This is a genomic window from Streptomyces sp. NPDC059828, assembly GCF_042731955.1.
Taxonomy (GTDB): domain Bacteria; phylum Actinomycetota; class Actinomycetes; order Streptomycetales; family Streptomycetaceae; genus Streptomyces.
Map to the genome: position 1 here is coordinate 23,734 of NZ_JBHWIW010000033.1, position 13,169 is coordinate 36,902.

The window sequence follows — 13,169 nt, forward strand, 5'->3', positions numbered from 1 at the left end:
GAAGTGCGGACGTCGGTGCAGGATGGAGGCATGGATCTTCGCATCTTCACCGAGCCCCAGCAAGGGGCCTCGTACGACACCCTGCTGACCGTCGCCAAGGCCACCGAGGACCTCGGCTTCGACGCGTTCTTCCGCTCCGACCACTATCTGCCCATGGGCTCGGCGGACGGCATGCCGGGGCCCACCGACGCCTGGATCACGCTCGCGGGACTCGCCCGTGAGACCAGGCGGATCAGGCTCGGCACTCTGATGACGGCCGGCACCTTCCGGCTGCCCGGTGTGCTTGCCATCCAGGTCGCCCAGGTGGACCAGATGTCCGGTGGCCGGGTCGAGCTCGGACTGGGAGCAGGCTGGTTCGAGGAGGAGCACCACGCCTACGGCATTCCCTTCCCCAAGGAGAAGTTCGCCCGGCTCGAAGAGCAACTCGCCGTCGTCACGGGCCTGTGGGCCACCGAGACCGGCAAGACGTTCAGCTATCAGGGCACCCACTACCAGTTGCAGGACTCGCCCGCCCTGCCCAAACCCGCTCAGGCCAAGGTCCCCGTGCTCATCGGCGGCCACGGAGCCACTCGCACCCCGCGGCTGGCCGCCCGCTATGCCGATGAGTTCAACATCCCCTTCGCCTCGATCGAGGACAGCGAGCGCCAGTTCGGCCGCGTGCGCGCCGCGGCCGTGGAGGCCGGCCGGGAGCCGGACGAGCTGCGCTACTCCAATGCCCTCGTGGTCTGCGTGGGCAGGGATGACGCCGAGGTCGCCCGCCGTGCCGCCGCCATCGGGCGCGAGGTCGACGAGCTCAAGGCCAACGGGCTCGCGGGATCGCCCGCGGAGGTCGTGGACAAGCTCGGCCGCTATGCGGCGATCGGCTCGTCCCGGGCCTATCTCCAGGTCCTCGACCTCCACGATCTCGACCATCTGGAGCTGATCGCCGCCCAGGTCCAGAGCCAGATGAGCTGAGCCCCCGTGCAGCCCGTCCGCGGCCTCGCCCCCGCCCTCGCCGAGGGGCCGCTCGTCCTCGACGGCGGCCTGTCCAACCAACTGGAGGCGCAGGGCTGCGACCTGTCCGACGACCTCTGGTCGGCGCGGCTGCTCGCCGACGGCCCCGAGCAGATCGAGGCCGCCCACGCGGCCTATGCGCGGGCGGGCGCGCAGGTGCTCATCACCTCCAGCTATCAGGCCACCTTCGAGGGCTTCGCCCGCCGCGGGGTGAGCCGGGCCGGGGCCGCCGCACTGCTGGCCCGCAGTGTGGAGCTGGCCCGCGCCGCGGCGGACGCGGCGCGGGGGGAGACATGGGTGGCGGCGTCGGTGGGCCCCTACGGCGCCATGCTCGCGGACGGCAGCGAGTACCGGGGGCGATACGGGCTCACGGTGCGGGAGCTGGCGGACTTCCACCGTCCCCGCATCCAGGCCCTCGCCGCCGCCCGGCCCGATGTACTGGCCCTGGAAACCGTGCCCGACACGGACGAGGCCCGGGCCCTGCTCGCGGCCGCCCGGGACACCGGGCTGCCTCTGTGGCTCTCGTACACCGTGGCGCGCGGGCACACCCGGGCCGGTCAGGACCTTGCCGGTGCCTTCGCCATCGCCGCCGGTGACGACCAGGTGATCGCCCTCGGCGTCAACTGCTGTGACCCCGCCGACGCGGACCGCGCCGTGGAGCTGGCCGCCCGTGAGGCGGGAAAACCGGTGGTGGTCTACCCCAACAGCGGTGAACGCTGGGACGCCGCCGCAGGCCGCTGGTACGGCAGGACCACCTTCGACCCGGCACGGGCCCGCGGCTGGCAGGCGGCAGGTGCCCGGCTCATCGGCGGATGCTGCCGCGTGGGCCCTGAGCGTGTTGCCGCCCTGGCCGAGGTCATCGGCGGCCGGTAGCACCGGTACGAGGAGCCACGGGGGCACGCGTGGGCCCTGTGCTGTATGCGAACGGTGTCAGCCGGTTGCGATCCAGGCCCAGACGGCGAATCCGACAGGGGCCGGGAAGGCGAGCACACCCAGCAGAAGGAGCCGGTTCGCCCACGCCAGGCGGCGGACACCGGGAGCGAAGGCCAGCGCGGTCAGGGCGGCGAAGAACCCGGCGACGATCAGGACCCACTTCAGCAGAAGTCCGCCGACGGGTGCACCCTCCGCGGCCCCCCAGACGGCCACCATGATCACCAAGCAGGTCAGCCAGCCGAGCGACATGAGGATGAGTGCCCACAGCGTGGCGGCCAGTACGGTGACGCCGGGACGCCCTGACCGTACGTCTCGTGCGTGCCGCACCGGCTGGAAGGGCCCGTACAGCCTCGCGTACGTCTCGGGGTCCATCACCGACTCCTTGTGTGTGAGGTGTACACGATCCTCACCTCGGGGCGCCGGCAGGGGATGGGCGCGGATACTCAGCTCGTGCGGGCACGTACTCACCAACGTCCGTCTCACCAACGCCCGTGCCCCGTCGCCCTCGCTGGGAAAACGCCTGGTGGGCCCGGGCCGCAACGGCAATACTCGGACGCGTGTTCCTGACGATCTCCACCACCGGCACTCCGGAGCGTCCCGCCACGGACCTGGGCTTTCTGCTGCACAAGCACCCGGACAAGGCGCAGGCGTTCTCCACCTCCCACGGCACCGCGCATGTCCTCTATCCCGAGGCCACCGCGGAGCGCTGCACGGCGGCGCTGCTGCTGGAGGTGGATCCCGTGGCGCTGGTGCGGCGCGGCAAGGGCAAGGGGCGCGGTGGCGCACCGGATTCCGCGCTGGCGCAGTACGTCAACGACCGGCCGTACGCGGCGTCATCGCTGCTGTCCGTTGCCATGAGCACGGTGTTCAAGAGTGCCCTGCGCGGGGTGTGCCAGGCGATGCCGGAACGGGCCGCGAACCCGATGCCGCTCCGTATCGAGGTGCCGGTGCTGCCCGCGCGCGGTGGGACCGAGCTGGTGCGCAAGCTGTTCGGGCCCCTCGGTTGGAGCACGGTGGACGCCGAACCCGTGCCGCTGGACGAGAGCTTCCCCGAGTGGGGCGACTCGCGTTATGTGCGGCTGGTGCTGGAAGGCGAGCTGCGGCTCGCCGACGCCCTGCGTCAGCTGTACGTCCTGCTTCCGGTCCTCGATGACGCCAAGCACTACTGGGTCGCACCCGACGAGGTCGACAGGCTGCTGCGGGCCGGTGACGGCTGGCTCGCGGAGCACCCCGAGCAGAAGCTGATCACCAGCCGCTATCTGGCGCGGCGCTGGGGCCTGACCCGGCAGGCCATGGAGCGTCTCGAACTGGTCCGGCTGGCGGAGAGCGACGACCTCGAGGTGGAGGACGTCGACAACGCCGTGGACGAGACCACGGACACCGACGAGCGTCCCGTCCCGCTGGCCGCGCAGCGGCGTACGGCGATCCTGGCAGCGCTGCGCGCAGCAGGCGCCACGACGGTGCTCGACCTGGGCTGCGGGCAGGGCCAGTTGGTGCAGGCACTCCTGAAGGACACCCAGTTCACCCAGGTCGTGGGCGTGGACGTCTCCGTGCGGGCCCTCGCCATCGCCGCGCGCAGGCTCAGGCTGGACCGGATGGGGGAGCGCCAGTCGGGCCGGGTCAGCCTGGTCCACGGCTCCCTCACCTACACGGACAAGCGGCTCACGGGCCATGACGCCGCCGTGCTCAGCGAGGTGATCGAGCACCTCGACCTGCCACGGCTGCCCGCCCTGGAGTACGCGGTCTTCGGGTCGGCCCGCCCCCGAACGGTGATCGTGACGACGCCGAACGTCGAGTACAACGTGCGCTGGGAGACCCTGCCCGCGGGGCATGTACGCCACAGTGACCACCGCTTCGAGTGGACCCGCGAGGAGTTCCGGCAGTGGGCTGCGCGGGTCGCCGACCGCCACGGCTACGACGTCGGCCACACCGGTGTCGGCGACGACGACCCCGAGGTGGGCGCCCCGACCCAGATGGCCGTATTCACCCTGACCACGCACACGGAGAACAAGAAGGAGGTGGCGGCATGACCGACAGCGGCACCACCGGCACCGGCTCGGACACCGGTACCGGCTCCAGCACCACCCCCCGCACGCTGCCCGTCCCGGACCTCTCCCTCGTGGTCCTCGTCGGCGCCACCGGCTCCGGCAAGTCCACCTTCGCGCGCAGGCACTTCAAGCCCACCGAGGTCATCTCGTCGGACTTCTGCCGTGGCCTCGTCGCGGACGACGAGAACGACCAGAGCGCGAGCCGCGACGCCTTCGACGTCCTGCACTACATCGCGGGCAAGCGCCTCGCGGCCGGCCGCCTCACCGTTGTGGACGCCACCAGCGTCCAGCAGGAGAGCCGCCGCCAGCTCGTCGCGCTGGCCCGGGAGCACGACGTGCTGCCGGTGGCGATCGTGCTCGATCTGCCTGAGGACGTGTGCGCCGAGCGTAACGCGGCACGGCCCGACCGGGCCGGCATGCCGCGCCATGTCATCGCACGCCACCGCCGCGAACTGCGCCGCTCGCTGCGCGGTCTCGAGCGCGAGGGCTTCCGCAAGGTGCACATCCTGCGCAGTGTGGCGGAGGTCGAGGCGGCGCAGGTCGTCCTGGAGAAGCGCTACAACGACCTGCGGCAGCTCACCGGCCCGTTCGACATCATCGGCGACATCCACGGTTGCCGCTCCGAGCTGGACAGCCTGCTCGCCGAGCTCGGCTACCGGGACGGTGCGCACCCGGACGGGCGTACCGCCGTGTTCGTCGGCGACCTCGTGGACCGGGGACCCGACAGCCCTGGGGTGCTGCGCCGGGTGATGGGCATGGTGGCCGACGGCAACGCCCTGTGTGTCCCGGGCAACCACGAGAACAAGCTGGGCCGCTGGCTGAAGGGCCGCCAGGTCCAGCACACCCACGGACTGGCCGAGACCATCGAGCAGTTCGAGCGCGAGGAGGCGGCAGACCCGCTCTTCCGTGAGCAGGCGCGCGAGTTCATCGAGGGACTGGTCAGCCACTACGTCCTGGACGAGGGCAGGCTCGTGGTCTGCCACGCCGGTCTGCCCGAGAAGTACCACGGCCGCACCTCAGGCCGGGTGCGCTCGCACGCGCTCTACGGCGACACCACAGGGGAGACCGACGAGTTCGGCCTGCCCGTGCGCTATCCCTGGGCCGAGGACTACCGGGGCAGTGCGGCCGTGGTCTACGGCCACACTCCTGTGCCCACCGCGTCCTGGCTCAACAACACCATCTGCCTGGACACCGGCGTCGTCTTCGGCGGCAAGCTGACCGCGCTGCGCTGGCCCGAGCGTGAACTCGTCGACGTCCCCGCCGAGCAGGTGTGGTACGAGCCCACCCGGCCGCTCGCCACCGAGGCACCCGGAGGACACCAGGGCCGCCCCCTGGACCTGGCCGATGTGCAGGGGCGCCGTGTCGTGGAGACCCGCCACATGGGCCGCGTCGCGGTGCGCGAGGAGAACGCCGCGGCGGCGCTCGAGGTGATGAGCCGGTTCGCGGTAGACCCCCGTCTGCTCGCGTATCTGCCGCCCACCATGGCTCCGACGGCTACCTCGCGGGAGGACGGCTATCTGGAGCACCCGGCGGAGGCGTTCGCCCAGTACCGGGCGGACGGTGTCGGGCGGGTGGTGTGCGAGGAGAAGCACATGGGTTCCCGTGCGGTCGCCCTGGTCTGCCGTGACGCGGACGCGGCCCGTACCCGATTCGGCGCGGAGGGTACGACCGGCGCGCTGCACACCCGCACCGGCCGCCCCTTCTTCGACGACCCCCAGGTCACCGAGGAGGTCCTCGACCGCCTGCGCACGGCGATCAGCGGTGCCGGCCTGTGGGACGAGCTGGAGACCGACTGGCTGCTGCTGGACGGCGAGCTGATGCCCTGGTCCCTCAAGGCATCGGGGCTGCTGCGCAAGCAGTACGCGGCCGTCGGCGCCGCGTCCGCCGCCGTGTTCCCCGGGGCCACGGCCGCCCTGGAGTCCGCCGTGGCACGCGGAGTGGACCTCGGCGGGCTCCTGGAGCGGCAGCGCGAACGGGCCGTGGCAGCGGCCGCGTTCACGGACGCCTACCGCCGCTACTGCTGGACCACCGACGGCCTGGAGGGCGTGCGCTTCGCCCCGTTCCAGATCCTCGGGGCGCAGGGGCGTTCGCTGGCGGCGGTGCCGCACGACGGGCAACTGGCCTGGCTGGACCGTCTGGTGGAGGCCGACGCCGCCACCGGCTCCGGGATGCTCCAGACCACCCGCCGTGTCGTCGTCGACACCGCCGACGAGCAGTCGGTGCGAGCCGGAACCGACTGGTGGCTGGAGCTGACCGCGGCGGGTGGCGAGGGCATGGTCGTCAAGCCCCTCGACGCGCTGGTGCGCGACGACAAGGGGCGGCTGGTCCAGCCCGGGATCAAGGTCCGGGGCCGGGAGTACCTGCGGATCATCTACGGCCCCGAGTACACGCGTGAGGACCAGCTGATCCGGCTGCGCGGCAGGACGCTGGGACACAAGCGGTCCCTGGCGCTGCGGGAGTACGCGCTCGGTCTCGAAGCGCTGGACCGGCTGGCCGATGGGGAGCCGCTGTGGCGGGTCCACGAAGCAGTCTTCGCGGTGCTGGCGCTGGAGTCGGAGCCGGTGGACCCGCGGCTGTGAGGCACGCGGGGCGGGGTCCACCCCGCCCCGCGACCCACCGGCTCGGATTGGCCCACCTGATCGCTGATCGACAAGAATCTCGCAAGTTCACCCGCCCTGGGGGCACAAACGAAACCCGTCTGGGAACGTTTCCTCCATGGGATTCCATGTCGACTCCGAGACCGGGCTGCTGCGCCAGGTCATACTCCACCGCCCTGACCTGGAGCTGAAGCGGCTCACCCCGACCAACAAGGACGCGCTGCTCTTCGACGACCTCCTGTGGGTCCGCCGCGCCCGCCAGGAACACGACGGCTTCGCGGATGTGCTCAGGGACCGCGGTGTCGAGGTCCATCTCTTCGGCGATCTGTTGCGCGAGTCGCTCGAGCTGCCGGCGGCCCGGAAGCTGGTGCTGGACCGGGTCTTTGACGAGAAGGAGTACGGTCCGCTGGCCACGGACCATCTCCGCGACGCGTTCGACGCGATGGACACGGCCGAGCTGACCGAGGTGCTGATCGGCGGAATGACCAAGCGGGAGTTCCTCGCCGGGCATTCGGAGCCCTCCTCCGTCCGCTTCCATGTGATGGACCTTGACGACTTCCTGCTCGGCCCGCTGCCCAACCACATCTTCACCCGCGACACCTCGGCCTGGATCTACGACGGTGTGTCGATCAACGCGATGCGCTGGCCGGCCCGCAGGCGCGAGACCGTCCACTTCGAGGCGATCTACAAACACCATCCGCTGTTCACCGGTCCGCAGGCGGGCTCCTTCCACCACTGGTCGGAGGGCCAGGACGACTATCCCTCCACCATCGAGGGCGGGGACGTCCTCGTCATCGGCAATGGCGCCGTGCTGATCGGCATGAGCGAGCGGACCACTCCGCAGGCCGTCGAGATGCTGGCGCGGGGTCTCTTCGCGGCGGGTTCGGCACGCACCATCGTGGCGCTCGACATGCCCAAGGCGCGGGCGTTCATGCATCTCGACACGGTGATGACGATGGTCGACCACGACACGTTCACCCAGTACGCGGGGCTCGGCATGCTGCGCTCGTACACCATCGAGCCCGCGGAGGGCGAGCACGGGGTGGGGCTGCGGGTCAGCGACCATCCGCCGGAGCAGATGCACAGCGCCATCGCCGCCGCGCTGGGGTTGAAGGACATCAGGGTCCTGACCGCGAAGCAGGACGTGCACGCGGCGGAGCGCGAGCAGTGGGACGACGGCTGCAACGTGCTCGCCGTCGAGCCGGGGGTGGTGGTGGCGTACGAGCGCAATGTGACCACCAACACCCATCTGCGCAAGCAGGGCATCGAGGTGATCGAGATCCCCGGCTCCGAACTGGGCAGAGGGCGCGGAGGGCCTCGCTGCATGAGCTGCCCCATCGAGCGGGACGCCGCGGACTGAGCGGGGCGCCGCCACCGGCCTGCTCTGTATAGTGATACTGGGTATCGTATATACTTCCAGCATATCACCGTCCCCGTATGCGCGACCCAGGAGCAGGCACCATGGCGACACACCTTGCAGGCCGCCACTTCCTCAAGGAGCTCGACTTCACCCCGGACGACTTCCGCGGGCTGGTCGAGCTGGCCGCCGAGCTCAAGGCCGCCAAGCGGGCGGGTGCCGAGGTCCAGCGACTGCGTGGAAAGAACATCGCGCTGATCTTCGAGAAGACCTCGACCCGCACGCGCTGCGCCTTCGAGGTGGCCGCGGCGGATCAGGGCGCGTCGACGACTTACCTCGACCCCTCCGGCTCCCAGCTGGGCCACAAGGAGTCGGTCAAGGACACGGCCCGGGTGCTCGGGCGGATGTTCGACGCGATCGAGTACCGCGGGGACGGCCAGGCGGTGGTCGAGGAGCTCGCGACCCATGCGGGAGTGCCGGTCTACAACGGTCTGACCGACGACTGGCACCCCACGCAGATGCTCGCCGACGTGCTCACCATGACCGAGCACCGCGCCGGGGGGCGTGAGGGTGCCCCGATCGCCTTCGCCTACCTGGGCGATGCCCGCTTCAACATGGGCAACTCCTATCTGGTGACCGGCGCGCTGCTCGGCATGGACGTCCGGATCGTCGCCCCCCGGGCCTACTGGCCCGCCGACGAGGTCGTTGTGCAGGCCCGCGCACTCGCCGCCGCCAGCGGCGCGAAGGTCACACTGACCGAGGACATCGCGGAAGGTGTCGCCGGTGCTGATTTCGTCGCCACCGACGTCTGGGTCTCCATGGGTGAGCCGAAGGAGGTCTGGGACGAGCGCATCGCGGCCCTCGCCCCGTACGCGGTGACCATGGACGTGCTGCGGGCCACGGGGAATCCCGATGTGAAGTTCCTGCACTGCCTGCCGGCCTTCCACGACCTGGGTACGCAGGTCGCACGTGACATACACGAACGCCACGGTCTGGCCGAACTGGAGGTCACGGACGAGGTGTTCGAGTCCCGGCACTCGGTCGTGTTCGACCAGGCCGAGAACCGTATGCACACCATCAAGGCGGTCCTGGTGGCCACGCTCGCGACGCCTGGTGAATAGCTATGCCGAACGCGTGGCATCTCGCGGCGTCTGACGGAATCTGACCGTTCTGGCGGTCACGCGTGGCACCGTCCCCTCACCCGTGGAACGCCGCCGCGCCGAGCCGGCGCATCTGCTGGTGCCCTTACGACCCGGCGCGAGGGGTGCGGGGCGACGGCACCGAGGGTATGACCGGACCCGCGGCCGGGGTGGTCGGCAGGGTGAACCAGACCGCCTTGCCCTCGGCGGTGGGGCGGTGGCCGCAGGCCGCGCTGAGAGCGCGGATCAGCAGGAGGCCGCGGCCATGCTCCTGCCAGGGGTCGGGCTCGCGGTCCGGGGTCGGAATCGACAGGCCGGCGGGCGGTACGGGGTCGGGGTCGTGGACCTCGACCTGGCAGCCGGTGGGCAGGAGCTCCACGACCAGCTCGATGGGGGCGTCGCCCGTGGTGTGCTCCACCGCGTTGGCGACCAGTTCGGCAGTGAGGAGCTCGGCGGTGTCGCGGTCGGCCTGGGCGGCGGCGCCGGCGAGCAGGGAGCGGATCAGCGCACGCGCCAACGGCACGGCGGCCGTCGAGTGCGGGAGCGCGAGCCGCCGGCAGACGGGGGTCGCGGTCTCCGCGGTGGCGGGTGCGTGACGCAAGGCAGGGGTCCGTTCGCAGTGCTCCGTACTGCTGGTGCAGCAGTCAACATACGAAGGCCCGGCAAGAGGACCTGACCCTTATGGGGGTTTTGCCCATGTCTCGTGCCTGAGCTGATATGGGACCTTTGCCGAATTGCGACCATGTGACGGCATGTCGGGGCAGTCGTATCGCGGACTCATGACGGAAGTCACGTATGAGTGATAACTTCGAAGGGCGGGAACCCGCCCGGCAGCCCCGAGGGAGGCCACCCATGAGCCCCTTTGCCAGCTCTGCGCCACGCACCGAGGAATGGCGCCATCTGAGGCTGACCAGGCAGGACGGTGTCGCCACCGTCACCCTCGACCGCCCGGAGAAACTCAACGCGCTCACCTTCGGTGCCTACGCCGACCTGCGCGATCTGCTCGCGGAGCTCTCCCGGGAACGTTCCGTGCGCGCCCTGGTACTCGGCGGGGAGGGGCGCGGCTTCTGCTCCGGCGGCGATGTCGACGACATCATCGGTGCCACGCTCGCCATGGACACCGCGCAGCTCCTCGACTTCAACCGGATGACCGGCCAGGTCGTCCGGGCACTTCGCGAGTGCCCCTTCCCCGTGATCGCGGCCCTGCACGGCGTCGCCGCGGGTGCGGGTGCGGTCCTCGCCCTGGCAGCCGACTTCCGGGTCGCCGACCCGACAGCCCGGTTCTCCTTCCTCTTCACCAAGGTCGGACTCTCCGGCGGTGACATGGGCGCCGCCTATCTGTTGCCGCGCGTCGTCGGCCTCGGCCACGCCACCCGGCTGCTGATGCTCGGCGAGCCCGTCAGGGCCGTCGAAGCCGAGCGCATCGGCCTGATCAGCGAATTGACCGCGGAGGGCGAGGCGGACAAGGCCGCCGCGGCCCTCGCCCGCCGACTCGCGGACGGCCCCACCCTCGCCTACGCGCAGACGAAGGCGCTGCTGACCGCTGAGCTCGACATGCCGATGGCCGCGGCGATCGAGCTGGACGCCGCGACGCAGGCGTTGCTGATGAACGGCGAGGACTACGCGGAGTTCCACGCGGCCTTCACCGAGAAGCGCGCCCCGAACTGGCGGGGGCGCTGACCGTGGCCACGCCGACCACGCCGACCGGGCCCACCCCAGCGGCCGGGAGTACGGCACCATCCGGCCCCCTCACAGCGGCCGCGCCCGCGGCGCTTGCCGGCCCCGCTGTGGCGTCCGCGGCCGCAGCACCGCTGCGGATCGCCGTCATCGGGGGCGGGCCCGGAGGGCTGTACGCCGCGGCGCTGCTCAAGCGGCTCGACCCGGAGCGGGAGATCACCGTCTGGGAGCGCAACGCGCCCGACGACACCTTCGGGTTCGGCGTCGTCCTCTCCGACGAGACCCTCGGCGGCATCGAGCACGCCGACCCCGTCGTCTACCGGGCCCTCCAGGACGAGTTCGTCCGCTGGGACGACATCGACATCGTCCACCGCGGCCGGACCCTCACCTCCGGTGGCCATGGTTTCGCCGCGCTCGGGCGGCGACGGCTGCTCGAGATCCTGCACCAGCGCTGCACCTCGCTCGGCGTGCGGCTGCGTTTCCGCACCGAGGCGCCGCCCGCCGCGGAGCTGGCCGCGAGCCACGATCTGGTCATCGCCGCGGACGGGGTCCACAGCCTCACCCGCGCCGCCCACGCCGAAGCGTTCGGGCCCAGGATCGCCACGCACCGCTGCCGTTACATCTGGCTCGCCGCCGACTTCGCCTTCGACGCCTTCCGGTTCGAGATCGCCGAGACCGAGCACGGCGTGATGCAGCTGCACGGCTACCCGTACGCGCCCGGCGAGTCGACCGTGATCGTGGAGATGCGCGAGGAGGTCTGGCAGGCTGCCGGGCTCCACGAGTGCGACGAGCAGCAGTCCGCCGAGCGCTGTGCCAAGATCTTCGCGGACGCCCTCGGCGGACGGCCCCTGCGCGGCAACAACTCCGCCTGGGTCGCCTTCCGAACCGTCGTCAACGAACACTGGTCGCACGGCGGCACCGTGCTGCTCGGGGACGCCGCGCACACCGCGCACTTCTCCATCGGCTCCGGAACCAAACTCGCCGTCGAGGACGCGCTCGCCCTCGCCGCCTGTATCGAGGAGCAGCCCGGCATCCCCGAGGCACTCGCCGCCTACGAGGCTGAACGGCGCCCGGTCGTCGAGTCGACGCAGCGCGCGGCAGCGGCCAGCCTGCGCTGGTTCGAGGAGCTCGGGACCTACCTCGACCAGCCGCCCCGCCAGTTCGCGTTCAACCTCCTCACCCGCAGCCGCCGCGTCACCCATGACAATCTGCGGCTGCGCGACCCCGGCTTCACCGAGTCCGTCGAGCGGGACTTCGGCTGCCCGCCCGGCACCCCGCCGATGTTCACGCCCTTCGGGCTGCGTGGACTCACCCTGCGCAACCGGGTGGTGGTCTCGCCCATGGACATGTACTGCGCCGAGGACGGCATGCCCGGGGACTTCCACCTCGTGCACCTCGGTTCACGGGCACTCGGCGGCGCCGGTCTCGTCATGACCGAGATGGTCTGCGTCAGCGCCGAGGGACGTATCACCCCCGGCTGCACCGGCCTCTACACCGATGAGCAGGCCGCGGCCTGGCGGCGCCTCACCGACTTCGTGCACCACCGTTCCCCTGGTACCGCCATCGGCGTCCAGCTCGGCCACTCCGGGCGCAAGGGCTCCACCCGGCTGATGTGGGAGGGCATCGACCAACCCCTGCCCGACGGGAACTGGCCGCTGGTGGCCGCTTCGCCGCTGCCGTACCGGCCCGGCGTCAACCAGACCCCGCACCAGCTGGACCAGCCCGGACTCACCGCCATCCGCGAGCAGTTCACCGCGGCGGCCCGGCGCGCCGCCGACAGCGGATTCGACCTGCTCGAACTCCACTGCGCCCACGGCTATCTGCTCTCCGGCTTCCTCTCGCCGCTCACCAACCAGCGCACCGACGGCTACGGCGGCACCCTCGCCGGGCGGCTGCGCTACCCGCTCGAGGTCTTCGACGCCGTACGTGCCGTATGGCCCGACGACCGCCCGATGACGGTGCGCATCTCCGCCACCGACTGGGCTCCGGGCGGCACGACCGCCGAGGACGCCGTCGAGATCGCCCAGGCGTTCGCCGCGCACGGCGCCGACGCCATCGACGTCTCCACCGGCCAGGTCGTGCCCGAGGAACGCCCCGAGTACGGGCGCTCGTACCAGACCCCGTACGCCGACCGGATCCGCAACACCCTGCGCGTCCCGGTCATCGCCGTCGGCGCCATCTCCTCCTGGGACGACGTCAACTCCCTGCTCCTCGCGGGACGCGCCGACCTGTGCGCGGTGGCCCGACCGCACCTCTACGACCCGCACTGGACCCTGCACGCGGCGGCCGACCAGAGTTACGAGGGCCCGGCCGCCCCCTGGCCGTTGCCCTACAGGGCCGGCAGCCGCAAGCCGCCCACCGGGCGCACCGACGCGCCGAAGCCACGTCTCACCCTGCCGGCATAAGAGGGCGCGGGGACAAGGGG

General features: G+C 71.2%; 10 protein-coding genes. 8 read left to right on the forward strand and 2 right to left on the reverse strand.

Annotation, left to right across the window (positions count from 1 at the left end; all coding sequences use genetic code 11):
- The first annotated feature begins 30 nt into the window (after positions 1–30).
- Complete coding sequence (locus tag ACFV6V_RS20290) at positions 31–954, forward strand: LLM class F420-dependent oxidoreductase (RefSeq protein WP_385566795.1); 924 nt, start codon at positions 31–33, stop codon at positions 952–954.
- Between the two features lie 6 nt (positions 955–960).
- Positions 961–1,866, forward strand: coding sequence for a homocysteine S-methyltransferase (gene mmuM / locus ACFV6V_RS20295; RefSeq protein ID WP_385566798.1), 906 nt, complete (start codon positions 961–963; stop codon positions 1,864–1,866).
- A gap of 57 nt (positions 1,867–1,923) precedes the next feature.
- Here the strand turns inward: mmuM and ACFV6V_RS20300 are convergent, their stop codons facing one another.
- Positions 1,924–2,298 carry a hypothetical protein gene (locus tag ACFV6V_RS20300; RefSeq protein ID WP_385566800.1) on the reverse strand — a complete coding sequence of 125 codons (375 nt, stop codon included), beginning with the start codon at positions 2,296–2,298 and terminating at the stop codon, positions 1,924–1,926.
- A 185-nt stretch (positions 2,299–2,483) separates the two neighbouring features.
- On the opposite strand from ACFV6V_RS20300, the gene ACFV6V_RS20305 reads away from it, so the two are divergent.
- From ACFV6V_RS20305 to argF, 4 genes are all read left to right on the forward strand, one after another.
- Positions 2,484–3,956 carry a 3' terminal RNA ribose 2'-O-methyltransferase Hen1 gene (locus tag ACFV6V_RS20305; RefSeq protein WP_385566802.1) on the forward strand — a complete coding sequence of 491 codons (1,473 nt, stop codon included), beginning with the start codon at positions 2,484–2,486 and terminating at the stop codon, positions 3,954–3,956.
- On the forward strand, positions 3,953–6,553 hold the full coding sequence (locus ACFV6V_RS20310; RefSeq protein ID WP_385566804.1) for a polynucleotide kinase-phosphatase: 2,601 nt from the start codon (positions 3,953–3,955) through the stop codon (positions 6,551–6,553). The genes ACFV6V_RS20305 and ACFV6V_RS20310 overlap by 4 nt, the downstream gene beginning before the upstream one ends.
- Positions 6,554–6,689: 136 nt before the next feature.
- On the forward strand, positions 6,690–7,931 hold the full coding sequence (locus tag ACFV6V_RS20315) for an arginine deiminase (protein ID WP_385566806.1): 1,242 nt from the start codon (positions 6,690–6,692) through the stop codon (positions 7,929–7,931).
- 101 nt (positions 7,932–8,032) lie between these two features.
- Positions 8,033–9,049, forward strand: coding sequence for an ornithine carbamoyltransferase (argF, locus tag ACFV6V_RS20320; protein WP_385566809.1), 1,017 nt, complete (start codon positions 8,033–8,035; stop codon positions 9,047–9,049).
- A gap of 124 nt (positions 9,050–9,173) precedes the next feature.
- On the opposite strand, the gene ACFV6V_RS20325 is transcribed toward argF, so the two are convergent.
- Positions 9,174–9,668: an ATP-binding protein gene (locus tag ACFV6V_RS20325; RefSeq protein ID WP_385566811.1), complete on the reverse strand. Its 495-nt coding sequence runs from the start codon at positions 9,666–9,668 to the stop codon at positions 9,174–9,176.
- Positions 9,669–9,919: 251 nt separating this feature from the next.
- Here ACFV6V_RS20325 and ACFV6V_RS20330 point away from each other — a divergent pair, with 251 nt between their 5' ends.
- Both ACFV6V_RS20330 and ACFV6V_RS20335 read left to right on the forward strand, forming a co-directional pair.
- On the forward strand, positions 9,920–10,747 hold the full coding sequence (locus ACFV6V_RS20330) for an enoyl-CoA hydratase family protein (RefSeq protein WP_385566814.1): 828 nt from the start codon (positions 9,920–9,922) through the stop codon (positions 10,745–10,747).
- 107 nt (positions 10,748–10,854) lie between these two features.
- A complete protein-coding gene (locus tag ACFV6V_RS20335) occupies positions 10,855–13,149 on the forward strand; it encodes a bifunctional salicylyl-CoA 5-hydroxylase/oxidoreductase (RefSeq protein WP_385566896.1) in 2,295 nt (764 codons plus the stop codon).
- The last annotated feature ends 20 nt before the right edge of the window (positions 13,150–13,169 follow it).

Excerpts from the sequence above, each read along its gene's own strand:
- ACFV6V_RS20290 (WP_385566795.1), top strand. The coding sequence starts at position 31 with ATGGATCTTCGCATCTTCACCGAGCCCCAGCAAGGGGCCTCGTACGAC.
- ACFV6V_RS20300 (WP_385566800.1), bottom strand. The coding sequence starts at position 2,298 with ATGGACCCCGAGACGTACGCGAGGCTGTACGGGCCCTTCCAGCCGGTG.
- ACFV6V_RS20310 (WP_385566804.1), top strand. The coding sequence starts at position 3,953 with ATGACCGACAGCGGCACCACCGGCACCGGCTCGGACACCGGTACCGGC.
- ACFV6V_RS20315 (WP_385566806.1), top strand. The coding sequence starts at position 6,690 with ATGGGATTCCATGTCGACTCCGAGACCGGGCTGCTGCGCCAGGTCATA.
- argF (WP_385566809.1), top strand. The coding sequence starts at position 8,033 with ATGGCGACACACCTTGCAGGCCGCCACTTCCTCAAGGAGCTCGACTTC.
- ACFV6V_RS20330 (WP_385566814.1), top strand. The coding sequence starts at position 9,920 with ATGAGCCCCTTTGCCAGCTCTGCGCCACGCACCGAGGAATGGCGCCAT.